Consider the following 20,234-nt stretch of genomic DNA (forward strand, 5'->3'; position numbering starts at 1 on the left):
TAGTATTCGATCACGGTAACATAGCCGTGCTTTTTGGTTTTAAATTTTGCACCATTTTGCATATCGTGTGGCGCATCCATTTTCTTTGCTAACATCTGTCCTTCCTACCTCACACACTTTAACGAATCAAAGCACACTCTTTTGTACCTAGTTCGGTTTAGCCCGCAGAGAGTATATACATATAAAACATCAAGATAAATCTATCATTTAGGTTACAACTAATACCAATCACAGTAAGTAAGTGATCAGTAATAGCGCAGAAAAAATACTTGAGAACAAGGCGGCACTTTTCAACAAATAGTTTCGATAAGTAGTTATTCTACAATCAAAAATGTCAACGCAGTTATCGAGAATTTTAACCAGCTAGGATAATCAGTTATTTACTACGATTGGTATAATGCTTATATATAAAGCATAATCTAAAATATTGTATTTATCCTATTCTTAAAAACAGCTCGAATCTTATAGAAAAACACGAGTCCTGATGAACAAGAAACATTACTCTCCCGTTATCATTATGGAACTTTTCTTCCATAGTTATTGGGTAATTACGCTATTTCTCTCTTAGTGAATTTTGTATATCTTACTCACATCAACAGCGCGTAGGTCGGATGTTCCTTCTACGCTTTTGTTCACCGAATTTAGGAAGTAGATATGACTCACCCAATTATTGCCGATTTAAACACTCGTTACACAGCAAAAAAATACGATGCAACTAAACGTATCTCTGCAGAAGATATGGATGTGATTAAAGAAGCAATCCGCCTGTCTGCTTCTTCAATTAACTCACAACCATGGAAATTCATTGTCCTTGAAAGTGATGTAGCAAAAGAGCGTTTCCACGGTACGTTTGCGAATATGTTCCAATTTAACCAACCGCACGCAAAAGAAGCATCACATACAATTTTATTTGCACACAACCCGAAATTTGATAAAGACCAATACCGTAAAGTGGTTGATGCTGAAGTAAGTTCTGGCCACCTTCCTGCTGAGCGTTACAACGACATGCTTGATGGTGCTTACGGTTTTGTTGAGTTGAATACTGATGAAAATGGCTTTAATGGCAACTGGACTAAAGCACAATCTTACATCGCTTTAGGTAACACGCTGCACACACTTGCACGTATGGGTATTGCTTCTACTTCTATGGAAGGCGTTGATGCTCAGCTAATTGGCGAAGAGTTTAAAGACGAACTTGATGGCTATGTGTGTGATTTTGCTCTTGCTCTGGGTTACCACAAAGAAGTTGAAGATTATAACCACGGTCTTCCAAAAGCACGTTTAGCTATGGAAGATGTGATTACTGTTCTTTAAGAATAGATAGTTACAGAAATGAATATTACGTTAACCCTGCTCTTTTGAGTGGGGTTATTTTTATTTATGGATTTGGTACATGGTTTCAAAATTTGGGACATGTTGCTCCCAACGAGGCGGCTCACCTATATACTCCTTCACTGCTGCAATAAACTCTCTCACTAACGCGGTCTGCTTTCTATGCGGATACAAAGCATAAACTGCAAGCCCCTTATTACAAATGGCATAGTTTGTTAATAACGGCTTTAGCTTCATCTCTTCAATTGAACATGCCAAATTAGAAGAAGCGATTGCTGCATAACCTAAACCATCTTTTACCCCTTCCAATAGCGTTCTTACATCATTCACTTTGTAGTTACCCTTCATCTTGTAGTTTTTAAACTGCTTTGAATCAGGGCTTTCACTAAACCTAAGTGTATCCACTGTTAGCGTACCGTTGCTGTAGATAACCGAAGGTAGACTAACTAATTCTTCTGGTGTGCTTGGTTCACCATATTGCTCAATGAATTCATGGGAGGCTAAAACAACCGCACGAATGTCTGCTATTTTTTTGGCAATCAAACTTGAATCATCTAAACGACCTAAGCGAAAAGCAACATCGAAGTGATCGGTGATAATGTCAGATCGTTTGTCGTCCATTAGCAACACAATCTCTACATCTGGGTACGATTTCATGAATTTACTGATCACAGGTTGCAGATATTGCTGTCCAATATGCACTGGTGCTGTAATTCGAATACGACCTTTTGGCTCTGCATGATAAGAATCAGCAATAGTTTGTACATGGCCGATGGTGTTAACCAGTTGATGAGCTTGCTCTAAGATCTCTTCACCGGCAGGAGTTAAAGAAAAGGAACGGGTGGAACGGTTGAGTAGTTGCACTCCAAGCTCTGTCTCTAATTTTTTTATCTGTTTGGAAAGCGTTGAATTGTCCATATCATGCAGCGCAGCGGCTTTGGTAAACGAGCCTTGTTGTACAACATCAATAAAGAGTGAAAGCTGATTAACCAGAGACATGACGGATCCTTTGTTTAAATAGAGAAGCGTTAACTAATGACATTATAAATCATTAACTAAAGCCTATCATCTTTGTCTAAATATAAAGTGCTATCAACGCATCAATGGATAAGTAAAAAACACTAGATGTAAAAAGTTAAACAAAAAGTGGAAACCGACCGCGACCCATAAACGATTGCTGTAATGAAACGCTAAACCATATCCAACGCCTGCTAAGGTAGCAAAAGCAACGAGCAACCAGCCACCGCCAATATGCGCTAAGCCAAACAATACACTTGCTACTGCTATCCCTAAAACCCAGCCAAAACGTTTCCCTAATTCTTGTTGAATAAAACCACGGAAAAAAGCCTCTTCAGCAACACAAGTCAGTAATAAATTATTTAAAGCAAATACCCACCACCAGCTCGGGATTGTAAACTCTGGCTTTAATGCTCCTAATCCCCACGCAAGAGGCAGTAAAGCAAATAAGGGAACAGCAATAAGCATTAATGCTTGTTTGTTAAAGGTGTCTTTTTTACCTAGTAAAGCAGGATAAGCCAGTAACAATCCAAAAAATATCAGCGGCTTATCTAAGTTCAAATACATCGTAAACGGAATACTTAATGGTCCAGAAACGACAGAATCTAAAACTTTAGCATTATTAAAACCGGGGATAAAATGTAGGAACAACGCAATCGACCAAATAAAAATAAAAGCATAAGCGCCATATTTCCACTTACGCTCTAAATTTGGTGCTTTATAAGCAATGACTAAGCCGACTATCACCCCAGCTAGTCCTGTAAAATTTAATCTCTGCTCTATAATTGCACCGATTAAACTTATTCCAAGTAAAATAAAACTCGCTTTCATTTGTTGGACAAAAGCCAGAACAATAGCTAAAGCAAGTGATATCCAAATCCACATCGAAAAATCAAAGACCAAAATAATACCTACAACACAACAATAAAAATTGATGGAAATAATACAGGGTAATAGATTTTATAGAAAGACAAATGAATATCATTACCATCAATATATTTGGCTATTAGTATACATTTACGGATATATTTTTCTTTATTTTACTGTTACTTACCAAGGATCTTTTGATAAATGCGTTCTGCTAATTGATGACTGGCAATATTACGATCTATCGTTGTTGTGGCTAACTTCCCTTTCTCTACAACACTAATCCAATCTTGGATCATATGGTCAAACCCTTTACTGGTTAGCATTGGCGTCCAATCTTTAAGTGAAAGCTTTTGCTCTGTATTGTTTTGCCAGATTTTCCCTTCAACAAAAGAGCTAAATTCAACGGCTTGATTCACATAACTTGCCGATACTCGCTCTGTTGTGATACCAAAATGACGATCCATTGAAGCATGTAATACAGTCTCACCAACTTGCCATTGCACATCTAATCTTGCTAGTTGATTGCCTTGCATTTGGTGCGTGATATGCAGATCATCTATCGTCGCCTGAGCGTTTAAGTTGATACTGTCTAATGGGTGGATAAAATCATCAAAAATAAAGGTGCGAAGATCACCCGGTAAAGCATGGCGGTGTTTTTCCCAGCGCAGTGAGCGTAGTTGACCTACTTCTCCGTTTGCCAACTCTGGTAAATGTTGATTATAGAGCGGGATGTGGCGACGATTAAAACCAACATAAAGTGGTTGGTTATGCTTAGCAGCAATAGTGTAAAGTTGCTCAACCTCTTCTGCTGAATCCGCTAACGGCTTATCTACAAAGGTAGGTACTCCGTTTTTAAGAAAGAAGGAGGCGATATCAAAATGCACCTGAGTTGCCGCATGGATCATTACCGCATCAACGCCCAAAGTTAGTAGCTCTTGGTAATCTTCACAATATTGATCCACACGATATTTCTGTGCCAATTGTTTAAGTACCTCTGGATTGCGAGTACAAAAAACCGGCTGAACATTCTCAAGCTGTGTGATGATAGGCAGGTACGCTTTTTGAGCAATATCACCCAAGCCAATGATTCCAATCTTCATGATGATCCTTGTTTAAATACGATAGGTATACTGCAACGCTATCACAACTTTATAAGACTGCCATCATTTATCAAATAAGAAAATTAACGCTAACCAACCATGAGGGTAACTAAGGGTAAGTGCTCACTCTTTTTAATACAAAAATAGATCTATTTATGCTTCAATCTCTTCATGCTTTTAAATCAGAGACAATCATGACTATTGAAAAGTTTGAATCCATTTATCAACGAGCGGCGCAGCGTAAAGGTGGGGAAGCACAACTAGAGCTGATGCTACATAAGCCATTATCACCAGAAGAATTAGCCGCGATCCCTGATGACCGTTGGTTAGCCGTATTTACAGAAAAGGTTTTTCAGTGTGGTATTTCATGGAATGTAGTTCGTAAAAAATGGCCTGAGTTTGAAGAGGTTTTCTTTCAATTTCGCATTCAACCTCTATTACTTCAACCTGATGAAACATGGGAACAGAAAGCTAAAGATCCGCGAATTATCCGCCATCTAACTAAGGTAATGACGATTCCTGCAAATGCCATGATGATTAATATGGCAAGCCTTAGATATGGTTCGTTTGGCAAGATGGTTGCAAATTGGCCTAGTGATGATATTACGGGGTTATGGGCATATCTTAAAAAACACGGAAAACGCTTAGGTGGAAATACTGGTGCCTATGCATTACGCCAAATGGGTGTCGATACCTTTATTCTTTCTTCTGATGTTGAGTGGTATTTACGTCATTGCGATATTATTGATAGTGGCCGAGATACGAAGCGAGCACTTCAAGCAGCAACTCAAGCATTTAACCAATGGAAAACTGAGTCAGGGCGATCTTTGTCTGAAATTAGCCAAATAATTGCTTATAGCTGTGGGGATAATCGAGTCGTGTAATTTTCTTGGTTCTTAGGGAGATCATTCTGATCTCCTCTAACTTTATTCTTATTTTGCGTTGAAAATTAAATTTATCCACATGATATATGTAAGATTATCGTCTTATTTCTAATTCAAACCGAAAAACTCTATCCATTAATATTCTTTTCCTCCTTGCATACATTAATAAATCAGATGGGTTTAATTGACACATTTACGCTATTGATAATTTACAAAATAGTCGATATGGTCGCAAAGTAATCGAAATTATGGACAGCCAATAAAATGAAAATTAAACACATACTTTACTCTTTATGCCTAGTCGGCGTACTCGGTATGATCTTTACCCTTGGGTATGCTTACAAGATAAGCCAAGATTCAAATCAACTCAATCAAGCCCGTTTAGATTTAGCAGAATTAGAAATTAATTTGCTTAATATGCGTCATAATGAAAAAGATTTTATGGCAAGAATGGATTTAAAATACCTTGCTAAGTTTGATAAAAACGCCAATAAATTCATGGATAAAAGCCAAGAGATTTCTCAAATATTTGATGATTTTGACATAAAACTTGAGCGTAATGATTTGATAAAAAAAGAGTTAGAAGAGTATCAAACTACTTTTCAGCAGTTAGTGAGTGCCTACCAAGTATTGGGGTTAACTCAGCAAGATGGATTGCTTGCGAATTATCATAAAAATCGAAAAGTATTATTCTCGAAAGCGTTTCGTCAGCAAAACATCAGTTTGTTAGAAGGGATTTTACGCTTTGATGAAAGTGTTGCTAACGGTAGCCCTATTACTTTAAATAATTATACGGGTGAGCTATTTTCATTGGCTTCTAATGCGAACGCTGTTATCCAACAAAAAATCACATTAGGCTTAAAATACGATCAAGGATTAAAAGGCGCAACTCGTACAGAGTCTTCTGAAGTTGAAAGTAATTTCTCTCTGTTAGCTAAAGAGTTAAACGAGAAAGTGGATGAATATATTACCTATTTAAATTGGCAAAAATACCTTGTATCTGGCTTTTTAATCATCATATTAATTGCTCTGTCTATTTCTCTCTCTTTGATGATTGTTCGCCGTATTTCAAACCAAGCTAATGTTATTAAAGAAATTACTGATACTAATAATATTTCATTACGAGCTCAAAATATGGGCAATGATGAGATCAGCCAAATAGGGTTAAGTTTTAATCAATTACTGGATAAAATTCACTCTCTGCTCGGTGATACACAACAAAAATCAGTTCACTTAGCAGGTAGCGCATCTTCAATGAGAACTCAATTGGAGGGAGTATTACGCGATTTTGACCAGCAGTCACAGCATACAATGATGATGGCTACGGCCGTCAATGAAATGAGCCTAACTGTCGCTGAAATTGCAAACAATACTGAGGCAGCAGCAAGCAATGCTACCCAATCACATCAGCATGCGACAGAAGGCCAAGAGACCTTGCATGCCGCATCTCAAGAGATCACTCAGTTATCGAGTACTCTGATCTTAAGCCAAACAGACATTTCGCATTTAAGTGGCTTAGTTGGTCAAGTCGGTAGTGTGGTTGAGATGATTCAAAGCATTGCAGAGCAAACCAATCTTCTAGCGCTTAATGCCGCAATTGAAGCGGCTCGTGCCGGTGGACAAGGCCGTGGGTTTGCAGTTGTTGCTGACGAAGTTCGTTCTTTAGCAACAAGAACCCAATCATCGACTGAAGAGATAAGAGCAATCATTGAATCCATTCAAACTCAAACCGATAAAGTAGTTACTAATATTGAGAAATGCAGCGAGCAAGGTGAGAGCTCTGTCGAGAAAGCCCGCAGTGCAGAAGCGATATTAAATAAAATCATCATTGATATGTCGACCATTTCTGACTCATCAATTCAAATCGCCTCAGCCATTGAAGAACAAAACACAACAACCAACGAAGTAAGTCAAACTATCACTGAACTTAATGACTTAACTGACAGTAACATTCACTCAGCACAAGCTTGTTTAACTGAACTGCAACAGGTAGCAGAGCAAGCTCAGGAGATGAAAGAACAAGTGTCGCAATTTAAGACCAGCTAAAAATTAATGCTAAATTAAAAAAGACAGCCATATAAAAATATCGCTGTCTTTGTTTTATTCTTTCTTATTAAGTTCAAGTAATATGCCAACAGCCAATACTGCTATCACTATTGTCACGGCATAACTCATCCATATAACAAGCTCTGTTAGCGGGCTTAACCCATCTGAGATAATCATCACTCCTCCTTGAGTAATATCGGTTTCAGAACTCTATTCTACTCTTATTTGTTACATTCAAAATGTGACGTTAGCCAAAAACATGACTAAATACCAAGCATTAACAGCTCCTTTTTTAAGCTCTTGTTATTGTTACTTCTGACAATTACATAAAAACACAAGTTAACTCTAAATGAACCTCATAGGCTCACATTTTGATTTGCTAAACTAAAATTTGATTCCATAATTAAACATAGAATAAAAACAACAAAAGAGAAGATGATGGATAAGCCGATTTGCCCATGCTGTCGCCAACAAAAAGAATGGTTTTATAGTGAAACAAGCGGCATTTGGTATTGTATTTGTGGCCATGTCATTTTTATAGCCTAACGCCAAAAATTTATAAATAAACAAGAAAAATCAATATTATCAGACTACCATTACAGCTAACCCTCTCACTTTTAGGTGTCTGAATGAAATGGATTTCACTGTCTGGTTTACTTTTAATTTTCGTTACAACAAACGCCTTTTCAAACTCTGTCGAAGTCGCTTTTTTAGGTTACAGTAACCATTATGTGGACCGAGATTATAATTACAATGAAAGCCACCAGTTAATTGGATTAAGCATCAATAATGGCTTTAGTATTGCTCATTTTGTCAACTCTTATCACAATAAGTCAACATTGATAGGTTGGAAGTTTAGAATGGATGACGAGATAAAAATATACGATCTATCCATTCATTTAGGAGCTGTCGTTGGCGTTGTTACAGGCTATGAGCAGGACCAAATCATCACTTACATCAATGAAGATATTAGCTTGTATTTAATACCTCAGCTAATCTTTACTTACCCTATTAGTGACACAATCGCCCTTTCTGTTGTAAATGGTATTGTGCCAGATTCAAAAGGCATCATTTTGATGCACCACCTGCAATTGTCTTTTGATAATTTATTCTAACTTTTTTGCTCTTACAAAAGCCGTTAATAATTTATCAAAGTCTAACCGATGAGTACTTTTTCCTATGGTTCCTTTATTTCCATTCGTTTTCTCTATCTCTAATGTGTATCCCTTACGAGAAAGATAACCTAACACGCTAAAAAAAATAAACACAACGGAAGTCACGGCTTCAACTAAATAATCAGATAATTCATCCCCACTTAACGCATCTAATATTGGCAATATTAAAAACCACCCAATGGTATAAAACATAATGACACTAAATATGCCAAGTCCCATTCCATATTTAACACGATCTTTTCTTTGCCATTGAATGATATTAAGGCCTAAAACATTCTCTAACTTTTCCTTATGGCCTTGATAGGTAAAGCTGCTTTTTGTGAGCTGATATTTCTTCGAATCAAATAATATCTTATCCATGTTTGTCCCTTTTCATCCATTGTTATTATTGCGATAAGTTATTTAACTTTCTTAGAAAAAATCATTTTATAGATAGATTGAAGAAAAACGACAAAGCCATAACTAACATCCGCTTTTCCATACTCATCAACTGCATAAATAAAGTTTGATTGGAATTTTTCGACCGCTTCTTCAGAAGAGTCTGCATAGATAACGTCATCCTCGACTTCAAAGCCTTGATCTAAGATCGCAGACTTCTCTTGTAAGAACGAACTTGATGCCATATCAAGAAAGGTGTATTGCTTACGATTGCTATTGGGAATGCAAAAGAATTGATATTTAGCCATAGCTAGTTTCCTCTATTAAATAAAACGTCTCAAAAATGATTTAAAATTGGATGTGATATTTTATTATTTAGAGTTAACAAATATTTTTATAAAGCTCATGAATGAATCTATTTATTTACAGTAAAACAATCAATCAATAAATCAGTAGAAGTTGATCTAACTCTCACTATACTCAGTTTATGTATACAAAAATGCCTCCATTAAATCTTATTAACAAATAACATTATTAATAAGTTCAACAGAGGCATAAGTACTTTTTTATTAAAACCTAATATTTAAATAAGTTCACTTGGTTATTTAGCTGTGTTGTTATCTCACGTAATTCTTCTGATAATTGTTGAGAATTTTTCGCTTCAGTTGACATTTGATCAGACACGTCACTTGCCGACTGAATATTTTGACTCACTTCATCAGTCACCGCTCTTTGTTCTGCTGCTGCATTTGAGATCTGCATTGCCATGTCAGATATCTGCTGGATAGAGAATGAAATCTCTTCTAATGCGGTGGTTGCATTATTCGCATCATCAACACTTGATTGAGCAAATTTCTTACTCTCATCCATGCTGTGTACTGCACTATTAGTATTGCGTTGCAGTGTTTCAATCATCTGACGGATCTCATCCGTTGAGCTGTGTGTTCGCTGTGACAGCACCCGAACCTCATCAGCAACAACCGCAAAACCACGGCCTTGATCACCAGCACGAGCGGCCTCTATTGCTGCATTTAACGCCAATAGGTTCGTTTGCTCAGCGATATCACGAATCGTTGAAAGTATCGTGTTAATTTGCTGTGCGTTACTTTCAAGCTCTTGAATTATTCCTGATGCATTATCAACTTGGTTAGCTAGGTTTGTAATTGATTCTTGGTTGCGAATAATGACTTGCTTGCCTTGCTCACAACTTTGAGTTGAGCTAATAGCTGATTCTGCCGTTAGCTGCGCATTGTTAGCTACCTCTTGAGCCGTCGCTGACATTTCATGTACCGCTGCTGCAATTTGAGTAATTTCATTTACTTGAACTGCTAGGCTGTCATTGGTTTTAGATGCCACCTGCGTGCTGACTTTTGATTGAGAATTTAACTCTGATGATGACGTCGCTATGTCTTTAATTATAGTATGTAGCTTTTCAATAAAGGCATTTACATGAATAGCTAAATACCCTATTTCATCTTTTGTATCTACTTTAATACGTTGGGTTAAATCCCCTTCGCCTTTAGAAAGGTCTTCCATCGCTTTACTTAAGACATTCAATGGTGCCAGTGCTTTTTTAATCAAGAACATTGCTAAAACAGCAATGATCACTAACTGTAAAACAACCATAAACGCAGAATCACGGATCACACTACGAACCGAGGCAAACGCTAGATCTTTATCAACAACAGCGATGAAATACCACCCAGTTTTAGATATTGCAGCAGCAGTTACAAATGCTTCTTTACCATTAACTGTAGTTTCACTCTGGCTGTTATTTTTTGATAGTTGCTTCACTTTATTTAAAGAAAAATCTGGGCCCAATACTGAAACCGATTTTTGAGTCATATTGCTATCTTCATGTGCAACAAAGTTGCCTTGTTCATCAATTAAATAAGCTGAAACACCCTCTTGATTTATCGATAAAATATCATCCACAATAGTTTGAATACTAATATCAGCACCAATAACACCACTAAACCCATTCGTATGAAATGAATCAGCAATGGTCACAATAAGATTGCCAGTTCCCACATCCATATATGGGCTTGTAACAATAGGATCTGATGAATTTTGTGCCGCTAAATACCAATCTCTAATTCTTGGATCATAATCATCAGGAATGGGCAAATCACGGCTTTGATAAAATTTACCCGTTGATAAACCAGCATAAGCGATATCAAATTGACCTGATTTTTCTGCTTGAGTAAAATAGCTAATTGGTTTATCAGAATAAGAAAACGACTTTTCTGTCGCTAATAAGATCTGTATCTTTCCATCAATCCACTTCTCAATACCCGCAATACTGGATTGCGTAATGGCTAATGAGAATTGCTCAACAGACCGATGTGTTTCTTTCATCAATTGCTTACCTGTCATATAAGTTTGAATTGATGCCATAAACAAAATAACCACCACAAACATGAGAGTTAACTTATTTTTTATTGATATATTGTTGTACATGATCGTGCCTAATTACTATAAATTCAATTTAAACTCAAAATAACAGCGCTCTGCTACTTCATTTTGGACTACACCAAATAAAATCCTGAATGTCTTATACAACTGACAGAGAACGAATGCATTCACTAGAATTATATATCATGATTTACATCAATAAGATTAAATTCGAAATTGAACCAAGAACACATTCAAGCAATTTATACTTCCAAACAAGTCTATTAACTAGGCTAGTATATGGCGTCCCGCCCCAAAAAACAACACACCACTCCGTTTATATTAAGGGTAGATAATAAACAACACACATTTGAATTGTGGCTATGCTCTAATTTATTAAAATTAATAATAAAATTTCCATCTTATCCGAGAATGTAGTCACATATTTTCTTTTATTACAGACATACACTCCTTGCCATTCTCACTTTATTAATACGGCATCAGAAGGATTTTTTATGTCGCAAGTTTCTCTCAATGGCGATTGGACACTGACTTCACCTACGCACCCAACAATTTGCATTCCGATGGTCATTCCTGGTGATAACTATCAAGCCCTTTATCGCGCTAACCTTATCCCTCACCCTTATCAAGACACAAACGAACAAGATGTACAGTGGGTTAATCAATGTGATTGGCACTTATCTCGCACCTTTTCTTTATCTCAATCTAACCTAAACGCCTCTTCGTTACTTTTGAATTTAAGCCGTTTAGATACCCTTGCTGATGTTTTCATTAACGATGAACTCGTATTACGCAGTTCTAACATGTTTCAACTACATCGCATTGATATCACTCCATTTGCTGTTTTAGGAGAAAATAGGATCTCGATTCATTTACATCGAGTTGATGAAGAAGCAAAGCAACGAGCAGAGACCTTACCAATGCCAATTCCATGGGCTGTCGGTAATAATCAAATCCCACATATGAATTTAATCCGTAAAACACAATGCCATTCTGGTTGGGATTGGGGGATCTGTTTATTGGTTTCTGGAGTGTATGACCCTATCACTATTGATGTGATTAACTCTATCGCCTTACATTCTGTGCACACAGAGCAAATTTGGCATCAAGGCAGTGTCGATGTTGTGGTTTCCATTAGGCATGAACCCATTGCGGAACACGAATTGACGATAACTTTTGCAGAACAAACTCAAACACTACTTAGCAATAGTAGTGGTGAAAGTAGCACGATTTTTCATATTGAAGATCCAAAGCTTTGGTGGCCCGCAGGCTATGGAGAACAACCGCTTTATACACTGAATGTTGAACTTGATAACCAATCCATATCTAAGAAAATTGGGCTTCGTCAGTTAGAGTTAAATAATAAAGCCGACCACATAGGTTCTGCGATGGAGTTTGTTATTAATGGTTTTCCTATTAATTCAAAAGGGGCAAATTGGATCCCGATGGATGCCATGCCAAGCCTCGAATCAGAAGCTCGCTATCGTGAATTATTAAGCAGCGCAAAAGACGCGAATATGAATATGATCCGCGTGTGGGGTGGTGGGCAATATGAATCAGATATGTTCTATAATATCTGTGATGAATTAGGACTAATGATTTGGCAAGACATGATGTTTGCTTGCTCACTATATCCATCAACTGAAACTTTTATGAATGATGTTGAGCCCGAGATCCGCCAACAAATTCAGCGTTTAAAAGATCACCCCTCTATTGTGCTTTGGTGTGGCGATAACGAAGTAATTGGTGCCATTGGTTGGTACGATGAATCAAAGAATAACAAAACTACCTACACGGTTAATTATGACCGTTTAAACCGTAAGATTGCTCAATGGATTGCAGAAGAAGATCCTAGCCGTCGTTTTTGGAGCAGCTCACCGTGCAATGGAGATATGGATTTTGGTGATGCATGGCACAATGATAACCGAGGCGATATGCACTTTTGGGATGTTTGGCACTCTGGTAAATCATTTAATGCGTATTTAGATATCAAACCTCGTTTTTGCTCTGAGTTTGGTTTTCAGTCATGGCCTTCTTTTGCGGAAGTAAAACGTTTTGTTCCAGAGCAAGATTGGAATGTCACCTCTCCAACCTTTGAGAGCCATCAAAAGAACGGACGCGGCAATAGCATTATCACCGAAATGTTTACTCGCTATTTTCGCTTCCCATCTAGTTTTGAGAATATGCTGTATTTAAGCCAAGTTCAGCAATCTATTGCGATAAAAACAGGGTGCGAATATTGGCGAGCTATCAGCCCTATATGTCGTGGAATGCTGTATTGGCAACTTAACGACAACTGGCCTGTCAGTTCATGGTCTAGTATTGAATACAGCGGCCGATGGAAACAACTTCATTACCACGCGAAACGATTTTTCGCGCCGACCTATGTGCCTTTTGAAGAAACAGAAACCGAGTTACGTATTCGCGCTGTTAATGATAGCCGTGATGAAAACCATCTTGATGGCACCGTTTATTGGATGGATTTTGATGGTGAGATATTAGGCCAATGGTCTATGAATTATACTATTGAAGCAGATGGTAATGATGTTATTTGGTCGTTATGCAAAGAAAAATTCCAACTAAATGCCAACAATAGTTTCTTTTTCGTAGAGACGAGAGTGAACGGTATTCAAAATGAAAACACCTGGTTTGCAGCCCCTACTTTCAAACAACTTAGGATTCAAAAAGCGAAGATTGAGGTGACACTTAACGGCTCTGAAATTACGTTATGCTCCGATAAACCAGCATTCTTTACCCATTTGGAACATGATGGTAATGGTCGTTTCACTGATTCTAGCTTTACATTATTACCAAACACACCACGAATTATTCACTATATTGGCGACGATATTGAAACACTGAAGCAAACTCTGCGAGTGTATGATTTATCTAATAGCTATTAACCGCTTCAATATTTTGCATTACCGATAATCAAAAGCCAATGGAATAGACCATTGGCTTTTTTATACTAATTACTTTTGCAACCCAAACATCGCTTTTGATGTATAACGGTGTATGCCTCTCTGCTGATTATTTTCTAAGGCCAAACCAAGCATGCATTGAGCCACTTTTTCCCCTTCAATTGGCTTATAATTAAGTAAAAAGCCTTTCATAAGAGGTGTGAATACTCTTGCTACTGCCTGCAATAATACTTCGTCTTTTCTTGGCTCATCCCTGTCTCCTGCTAATGGTCCAGGTTGCATAAATGTCACACTCTCAAACCCAATGCATGATATCTCAGTTTCCATTTGTCCTTTGCATTTTAAATAGTGAGATAACGCTGAAGGTGACGCCCCGATGCATGAAACCACATAAACATGCTTAACACCTATGTTATACATTTCCTTGGCAGTATTAACGACTAAGGTGAGATCAATCGCTTTTAATGCGGCTTTGCTGCCTGCTTTTTTTAGCGTAGTTCCCAAAGTAATAAAGCCTATTGTTGGTGAGGCTTCTTGTACTTGTTCTTTATTGATTTTCAACTCTGAATCTATCATTTGAACTAGTTTTGAGCTGCTCGCATCTAATGGACGACGAGTGATGCTGTATACATGAGTAATGTCGTCACTCTTCAATGCAAAGTTCAACAAATGGTGCCCAATGAGACCGGTAGATCCCGCAATAATAATCGATGTTGAATTAGACATAATTTACTTCTTAAGCCGTTATTGCTGATACTTTTAGCCTAACCCTTAATGGCCAAGCTGTCCTGCTTTTATACAAAAAAAGCCAGTGAACTTCCTCACTGGCTTCTAAAAATGTTAATTTCAGTGCAATTACGCTTCTCTGAATGGAATGATTAGATCGCCCAACCGCCGACATAAAATACAATTAAAGCGATAGTAATTGAAACAATACCGACGTTTAATTTTTTAAACTCGCCAGCGAATACACGGCCAACTACTAGTGTCGTAAAACCAATCATAATACCTGTTACGATGTTAGCTGAAAGAATAATGAATACCGCACAAACAAGGCCAGAAAGCGCATCAACTGAATCTTCAAAATCTAGCTTCGACACGTTACTTAGCATCAGTAAGCCAACGTACATCAATGCAGGAGCCGTTGCGTAAGTAGGTACTAAGTAACTCACTGGTGATAAGAAAATCATCACTAAGAACAATACGCCAACAACCGTTGCTGTTAATCCTGTTTTACCGCCTGCAGCCGTACCCGCTGCTGATTCGATGTAAACTGCCGCAGGTGCACCACCAACGAGACCAGCCACCATTGAGCTTGCTGAATCTGCTGTTAATGCCTTACCGCCATCAATGATCTTACCGTCTTTATCTAGTAAGTTCGCTTGGCCTGCTAACGCTCGAATTGTACCTGTCGCATCAAATACGGCCGTCATAACCAAAGCAATAACAACAGGAAGAATCGCAGGCGTTAACGCTCCCATAATATCCATAGAACCGATCAATGAGCTGCCATCTGCTGTTTCTAAACTTGGTAGCGCAAAGAACCCGTTGTAGGTGACGCTTGGATCAAAAATCAAACCGATAATTGAGATAGCAACGATCACCAACAGAATGCCACCAGGAACACGCTTCTTCTCTAAACCAAAGATAGCAGCAAGACCTAGTACCGACATAATAACTGAGAATGACTTGATGTCACCTAACATAATCGGTAAGCCTGCATGTGCATTTTTTACGATTAAGCCTGTACCATCAGCAGCAATCAACAGTAAGAAAAGACCGATACCAATACCAGTACCGTGAGCAATGCCTGAAGGTAAGTTATTTAAAATCCACTGACGAACGCCTGTCACCGTAATAAGCGTAAACAAAGCCCCCATGATAAATACAGCACCAAGCGCAACCGGAATACTCACCCCTTGCCCTAACACCAGACTAAACGCGGTAAATGCCGTTAATGAAATAGCACAGCCAATCGCCATTGGAAGATTTACCCATAACCCCATTAGCAATGAACCAAATGCCGCCACTAAACAGGTTGCAACAAATACAGCACCAGTATCAAACCCTGCGGCACCTAACATGCTTGGCACAACGATAACCGAATAAACCATCGCTAAAAATGTCGTTAGACCTGCGATCATTTCTGTTTTCACGCTGCTGCCACGCTCAGAGATCTTAAAAAAACCATCAAGCTTTTTATCTAAATTAGATTGTGGTGCCGTACTCTGTACATTGTTCTGCGACATTAGAACATTCCTTAAAATAGGTAACTGTAAAGTGGAGTTAATTTTCTGCGCGCATTTTTGCATAAACTGAGAGAAATATAAATAAGCAATCGTTACCGTAACAAAATAGCAATCATTTAAGAGCTCAATACTAATCTTTCGTTCAACTTAATCCGTCATTAGGTTGAACGTTTTCAATTTTAATCTCCCAATTTTTACACCCTATAAATTTCAGCATACACGCCAAACTGGTGCAATATTTGCTTACATTAAATAACAGATACTTACAGCCAACGCATGAAGAACAATTAGATATGACGTCAAAAATACATATAAACAATAAAGAGATTCTGTTTCCAAAAGAATACAACTTATTATCCATTACTACCCCTTCAAGCCATATTTCCTACGCAAGTAAAGAATTTTGTGAAGTCGCGGGTTTCACATTAGATGAAATCGTTAATAAGCCTCATAACATTGTTCGTCATCCCGATATGCCTTCTGACGCATTTAAAGATATGTGGGCTCACCTTAAAGAAAAAAAATCGTGGATGGGATTAGTTAAAAACCGTTGTAAAGATGGCAATTATTACTGGGTTGACGCTTTTGCTTCTCCTATTTTAAAAGATGGGGCTATTCAAGAATATCAATCGGTTCGCTTATGCCCTTCACGTGAACACGTTAAAAGTGCAGAAAAAGTGTATGCTGCATTAAAATCAGGCAATAAACCATTAAAAATGAAACTGCCAAGAACGCGTTTATGGCAACGTTATGCGTTAACCCTTATTCCTAACTTTGCAATTTCTGCAGCAATGACTCCAGTGTCACCGTTACTAGGACTAGCTGCTTTTGCTGGGCTCTCACTCATAAGTGCCTATTCGTTAACACGTCGATTAGAAACCTTAACGACTAAAGCCAGAAAAGTGTTTGATAATCCATTAATGGAATTAGTTTATACCAACCACATTGATGATATTTCAGAGATCGAACTGGCGTTAAAAATGCGCCAATCAGAAATCAATGCGGTTATTGGTCGTATTCAAGATTCAAATGAGAAAATTGAAACATTAGCACAATCATCAACAAGCAACTGCCAAGACACTGTAAACAATATTACGATTCAAAGTAAAGAAACTGCACAAGTCGCGAATGCAATTCAAGAAATGAGCGCCTCTGTTAGTGATATTTCAAGAAACGTACAAACAACAGCAGGAGCAACAGAGCATGCACATCAAATAACTGCTGAAGGTATGCTAGCTGTGACCGACACAGTTAAATCAATTGAAATGCTAGTATCACAACTGACCAACGCTTCTACTGTCATTGGTACATTACAAGAACACGGTAATACCATTGGTTCTGCATTAACGGTCATTCAATCTATTGCTGAACAAACAAATTTACTCGCATTAAATGCCGCTATTGAAGCCGCTCGCGCCGGAGAGCAGGGGCGAGGTTTTGCCGTAGTGGCAGACGAAGTAAGAACCCTAGCTCAAAGAAGTCAAGAGTCGACCAAAGAAATCCAAGAAATCATTTTGCATATTCAATCAAGTACGCAAGAAGCCGTACAAACCATAGAAGAAGGTAAAGATCTTTCTGAAGTGTGTGTTGATAACGCTAAAAGATCGGGAAATAAACTGCAAGAATCATTAGATCAAGTCAGTAATATTTCAGAGCAAAATACCCAAATTTCTGTTGCTGTAGAGCAAATGGTCAAGGTAGCAGACGAAATGAACACCAATATTCAATTGATTAATAATGTCAGTTTAGAAACAACCAATCTTGCGAATGGAACAATGGAAGAGTGCCAGACACTTTCAACAACGATTCACTCTCAAGGATCTTTAGTGTCTCAATTCAGAATATTAAGCTAATAAACTCATTTATTAAGCCTAATCTAATAGAAGATTGGGCTTTTTATGCCAACCTCACTATACCTCTTCAATTTATGTCATAATCCTGAAGCATGGGCTTTGCCCTAAGGACTGATTTAAAGGGAAGAAAATGACTGCGACAGCCTATCTTAATGACTTAAACCAACGCTATTTATCAATTCATCGCACCAAAGAGAACTTCTTTTGGGACACCTATATGGGGTTAAGTGATGATCACCAAGGCTCTACTGAAGCCGAGACTGCATGGACGAAATTTTTAAGTAATGCTGATCAAATCTCTGCAATTAAAGAACAAATCGCTCTTGCTGACACAATCGAAAATATCGAAGAAAAAAAACAAACTCTTATTGGGTTAACGGGGTGGTTAGACACTTTTGAATCTCATGCAATTGAATCTGAACAAGCTCAGACTCTAAAGTCAGAATTAATTAAGTTTGAAGCTGGGCTGTTTGAGAAAAAACAAAAACACACCATGACGTATGTGAACGAAGAAGGAAAAACGGTTGAAGGCTCTCTTCCTGTGCTCGCTTCTGTTGTTCGCACTAGCTCTGATGAAAATACCCGTAAGTCTGCACACCAAGCGTTTCTTGGCTTAGAGCAATGGCTATTACAAAACGGATTTATTGAATTAATTAAACTGCGCAACAAATTTGCTCGCTCTCAAGGTTTTGATACTTTCTTTGATTACTCTGTCACCAAAAAAGAGAAAATGAGTGCAGATGAACTGTTTGTCATTTTGGATGATTTTGAAATCCGTACTCGTGATTGTAATCAAATCAGTTTAAATCAACTCGCCGCAGATAAAGGCGATAATGCGTTACTGGCTCATAACTTTGTCTTCTCGTTTGCTGGCGATGTCATGCGTGAATTAGACCCTTATGTGCCGTTTTCTAAATCGCTTCGTCGTTGGGTTGAATCATTCGGTCGCTTGAACATCGAATTCTCTGGCGCAGAATTAACCCTTGATTTATTGGATCGTAAAGGCAAATACCCAAATGGTTTCTGTCATGGTCCTATCCCTTCTTTTTATGATGAAAAAGGTGAATGGGTTGCTGCAAAAGTAAACTTCACTAGTAACGCTAAACCAGACCAAATAGGCAGTGGTTATGATGGTATGAACACCTTATTCCATGAGGGCGGGCATGCTGCACATTTCTCTAATGTAAAAATGAATGCTCCGTGTTTCTCACAAGAGTTTGCACCAACATCAATGGCCTATGCTGAAACACAATCTATGTTCTGCGACAGCCTATTAGAAGATGCAGATTGGCTAAAACAGTATGCTCTCGATGCCGATGGCAATTCAGTTCCTGATTCAATAATCAAAGCGATGATCGACAGCAAACAACCTTTCCGTGCATACCAAGAGCGCAGTATTCTCGTTGTTCCTTATTTTGAACGAGCGCTTTATCAATTATCGGATGAAGAGTTAACACCAGAAAATATTACGGCACTGGCTCGTGCAACAGAGAAGAACATTCTTGGCCTAGCGTGCAGCCCACGTCCATTAATGGCAATCCCACACTTGGTTTCTGATGAAGCCGCTTGCGCATACCACGGTTATTTACTTGCGCACATGGCGGTATATCAAACTCGTGCTTATTTTACAGAGAAATTTGGTTACTTAACCGACAACCCTAAGATTGGTCCATTATTAGCAAAACATTATTGGAATGCTGGTAACAGCGTTAGCCATAACGAGTCAATTATTGCTTTAACTGGTGAAGGTTTTAACGCAAAGTATCTCGCTGATAAGTGTAATTTATCGGTTGAAGAGGCATGGAAGTCGGAGCAAGAGAAGATCGCAGAATTAGCTTCTCGAACTCAAACCGAAGTAGCACCATTAAACGCTTCTATCACTATTATTGATGGCACTAAAACGCTTGCAAGCAATACAGATTCAAACGCAAAAATGTGTGATGACTTTGAGGCCTATATTATGGAAAAATACGGGCGTTAATATAGATAAGTAA

The 20,234-nt window shown here is 38.1% G+C and carries 16 protein-coding genes; 7 read left to right on the top strand and 9 right to left on the bottom strand.

Annotated features, from left to right (window positions below):
• The first annotated feature begins 654 nt into the window (after positions 1-654).
• Positions 655-1,314 carry a nitroreductase family protein gene (locus tag PVK70_RS06095; RefSeq protein ID WP_122032476.1) on the top strand — a complete coding sequence of 220 codons (660 nt, stop codon included), beginning with the start codon at positions 655-657 and terminating at the stop codon, positions 1,312-1,314.
• 60 nt (positions 1,315-1,374) lie between these two features.
• Here PVK70_RS06095 and PVK70_RS06100 read toward each other — a convergent pair whose 3' ends face one another.
• The 3 genes from PVK70_RS06100 to PVK70_RS06110 form a co-directional block, all read right to left on the bottom strand.
• Complete coding sequence (locus tag PVK70_RS06100; RefSeq protein ID WP_130046744.1) at positions 1,375-2,331, bottom strand: LysR family transcriptional regulator; 957 nt, start codon at positions 2,329-2,331, stop codon at positions 1,375-1,377.
• Positions 2,332-2,424: 93 nt separating this feature from the next.
• Positions 2,425-3,252 (bottom strand): CPBP family intramembrane glutamic endopeptidase, encoded by an 828-nt coding sequence (locus PVK70_RS06105; protein ID WP_130046745.1) that lies wholly within the window; start codon positions 3,250-3,252, stop codon positions 2,425-2,427.
• Positions 3,253-3,395: 143 nt separating this feature from the next.
• On the bottom strand, positions 3,396-4,319 hold the full coding sequence (locus PVK70_RS06110; RefSeq protein ID WP_130046746.1) for a Gfo/Idh/MocA family protein: 924 nt from the start codon (positions 4,317-4,319) through the stop codon (positions 3,396-3,398).
• A gap of 194 nt (positions 4,320-4,513) precedes the next feature.
• Here PVK70_RS06110 and PVK70_RS06115 point away from each other — a divergent pair, with 194 nt between their 5' ends.
• Together PVK70_RS06115 and PVK70_RS06120 are read left to right on the top strand one after the other, a co-directional pair.
• Positions 4,514-5,203: a DNA-3-methyladenine glycosylase I gene (locus PVK70_RS06115; RefSeq protein ID WP_130046814.1), complete on the top strand. Its 690-nt coding sequence runs from the start codon at positions 4,514-4,516 to the stop codon at positions 5,201-5,203.
• A gap of 264 nt (positions 5,204-5,467) precedes the next feature.
• Positions 5,468-7,249: a methyl-accepting chemotaxis protein gene (locus PVK70_RS06120; protein ID WP_130046747.1), complete on the top strand. Its 1,782-nt coding sequence runs from the start codon at positions 5,468-5,470 to the stop codon at positions 7,247-7,249.
• Between the two features lie 54 nt (positions 7,250-7,303).
• On the opposite strand, the gene PVK70_RS06125 is transcribed toward PVK70_RS06120, so the two are convergent.
• Positions 7,304-7,426 (bottom strand): hypothetical protein, encoded by a 123-nt coding sequence (locus PVK70_RS06125; protein WP_274440005.1) that lies wholly within the window; start codon positions 7,424-7,426, stop codon positions 7,304-7,306.
• Between the two features lie 452 nt (positions 7,427-7,878).
• On the opposite strand from PVK70_RS06125, the gene PVK70_RS06130 reads away from it, so the two are divergent.
• Positions 7,879-8,364, top strand: a complete 486-nt coding sequence (locus tag PVK70_RS06130; RefSeq protein WP_130046748.1) for a hypothetical protein — start codon at positions 7,879-7,881, stop codon at positions 8,362-8,364.
• Here PVK70_RS06130 and PVK70_RS06135 read toward each other — a convergent pair.
• The 3 genes from PVK70_RS06135 to PVK70_RS06145 form a co-directional block, all read right to left on the bottom strand.
• Positions 8,356-8,784, bottom strand: coding sequence for a hypothetical protein (locus tag PVK70_RS06135; protein ID WP_130046749.1), 429 nt, complete (start codon positions 8,782-8,784; stop codon positions 8,356-8,358). The two genes, PVK70_RS06130 and PVK70_RS06135, sit on opposite strands and share 9 nt — an antisense overlap.
• Positions 8,785-8,822: 38 nt before the next feature.
• Positions 8,823-9,110, bottom strand: a complete 288-nt coding sequence (locus tag PVK70_RS06140; RefSeq protein ID WP_130046750.1) for a hypothetical protein — start codon at positions 9,108-9,110, stop codon at positions 8,823-8,825.
• Between the two features lie 268 nt (positions 9,111-9,378).
• Positions 9,379-11,262, bottom strand: coding sequence for a methyl-accepting chemotaxis protein (locus tag PVK70_RS06145; protein WP_165367111.1), 1,884 nt, complete (start codon positions 11,260-11,262; stop codon positions 9,379-9,381).
• 449 nt (positions 11,263-11,711) lie between these two features.
• Between PVK70_RS06145 and PVK70_RS06150 the strand changes: the two genes are divergently transcribed.
• Positions 11,712-14,120 (top strand): beta-mannosidase, encoded by a 2,409-nt coding sequence (locus tag PVK70_RS06150; protein ID WP_130046751.1) that lies wholly within the window; start codon positions 11,712-11,714, stop codon positions 14,118-14,120.
• A 69-nt stretch (positions 14,121-14,189) separates the two neighbouring features.
• Here the strand turns inward: PVK70_RS06150 and PVK70_RS06155 are convergent, their stop codons facing one another.
• Both PVK70_RS06155 and PVK70_RS06160 read right to left on the bottom strand, forming a co-directional pair.
• Complete coding sequence (locus PVK70_RS06155) at positions 14,190-14,864, bottom strand: NAD(P)H-binding protein (protein WP_130046752.1); 675 nt, start codon at positions 14,862-14,864, stop codon at positions 14,190-14,192.
• A 152-nt stretch (positions 14,865-15,016) separates the two neighbouring features.
• Positions 15,017-16,387 (bottom strand): NCS2 family permease, encoded by a 1,371-nt coding sequence (locus PVK70_RS06160; RefSeq protein ID WP_130046753.1) that lies wholly within the window; start codon positions 16,385-16,387, stop codon positions 15,017-15,019.
• Positions 16,388-16,680: 293 nt separating this feature from the next.
• Between PVK70_RS06160 and PVK70_RS06165 the strand changes: the two genes are divergently transcribed.
• Entirely contained in the window at positions 16,681-18,240 is a 1,560-nt protein-coding gene (locus PVK70_RS06165) for a methyl-accepting chemotaxis protein (protein ID WP_130046816.1), read from the top strand.
• 130 nt (positions 18,241-18,370) lie between these two features.
• On the top strand, positions 18,371-20,221 hold the full coding sequence (locus PVK70_RS06170; protein WP_130046754.1) for a M3 family metallopeptidase: 1,851 nt from the start codon (positions 18,371-18,373) through the stop codon (positions 20,219-20,221).
• The last annotated feature ends 13 nt before the right edge of the window (positions 20,222-20,234 follow it).

The sequence above is a fragment of the Aliivibrio sp. A6 genome (genome assembly GCF_028765505.1).
Taxonomy (GTDB): Bacteria; Pseudomonadota; Gammaproteobacteria; order Enterobacterales; family Vibrionaceae; genus Aliivibrio; species Aliivibrio finisterrensis_A.

Excerpts from the sequence above, each read along its gene's own strand:
- PVK70_RS06120 (WP_130046747.1), top strand. The coding sequence starts at position 5,468 with ATGAAAATTAAACACATACTTTACTCTTTATGCCTAGTCGGCGTACTC.
- PVK70_RS06155 (WP_130046752.1), bottom strand. The coding sequence starts at position 14,864 with ATGTCTAATTCAACATCGATTATTATTGCGGGATCTACCGGTCTCATT.
- PVK70_RS06150 (WP_130046751.1), top strand. The coding sequence starts at position 11,712 with ATGTCGCAAGTTTCTCTCAATGGCGATTGGACACTGACTTCACCTACG.
- PVK70_RS06165 (WP_130046816.1), top strand. The coding sequence starts at position 16,681 with ATGACGTCAAAAATACATATAAACAATAAAGAGATTCTGTTTCCAAAA.
- PVK70_RS06130 (WP_130046748.1), top strand. The coding sequence starts at position 7,879 with ATGAAATGGATTTCACTGTCTGGTTTACTTTTAATTTTCGTTACAACA.
- PVK70_RS06100 (WP_130046744.1), bottom strand. The coding sequence starts at position 2,331 with ATGTCTCTGGTTAATCAGCTTTCACTCTTTATTGATGTTGTACAACAA.
- PVK70_RS06095 (WP_122032476.1), top strand. The coding sequence starts at position 655 with ATGACTCACCCAATTATTGCCGATTTAAACACTCGTTACACAGCAAAA.
- PVK70_RS06110 (WP_130046746.1), bottom strand. The coding sequence starts at position 4,319 with ATGAAGATTGGAATCATTGGCTTGGGTGATATTGCTCAAAAAGCGTAC.
- PVK70_RS06140 (WP_130046750.1), bottom strand. The coding sequence starts at position 9,110 with ATGGCTAAATATCAATTCTTTTGCATTCCCAATAGCAATCGTAAGCAA.
- PVK70_RS06135 (WP_130046749.1), bottom strand. The coding sequence starts at position 8,784 with ATGGATAAGATATTATTTGATTCGAAGAAATATCAGCTCACAAAAAGC.
- PVK70_RS06170 (WP_130046754.1), top strand. The coding sequence starts at position 18,371 with ATGACTGCGACAGCCTATCTTAATGACTTAAACCAACGCTATTTATCA.
- PVK70_RS06125 (WP_274440005.1), bottom strand. The coding sequence starts at position 7,426 with ATGATTATCTCAGATGGGTTAAGCCCGCTAACAGAGCTTGTTATATGG.
- PVK70_RS06115 (WP_130046814.1), top strand. The coding sequence starts at position 4,514 with ATGACTATTGAAAAGTTTGAATCCATTTATCAACGAGCGGCGCAGCGT.
- PVK70_RS06160 (WP_130046753.1), bottom strand. The coding sequence starts at position 16,387 with ATGTCGCAGAACAATGTACAGAGTACGGCACCACAATCTAATTTAGAT.
- PVK70_RS06145 (WP_165367111.1), bottom strand. The coding sequence starts at position 11,262 with ATGTACAACAATATATCAATAAAAAATAAGTTAACTCTCATGTTTGTG.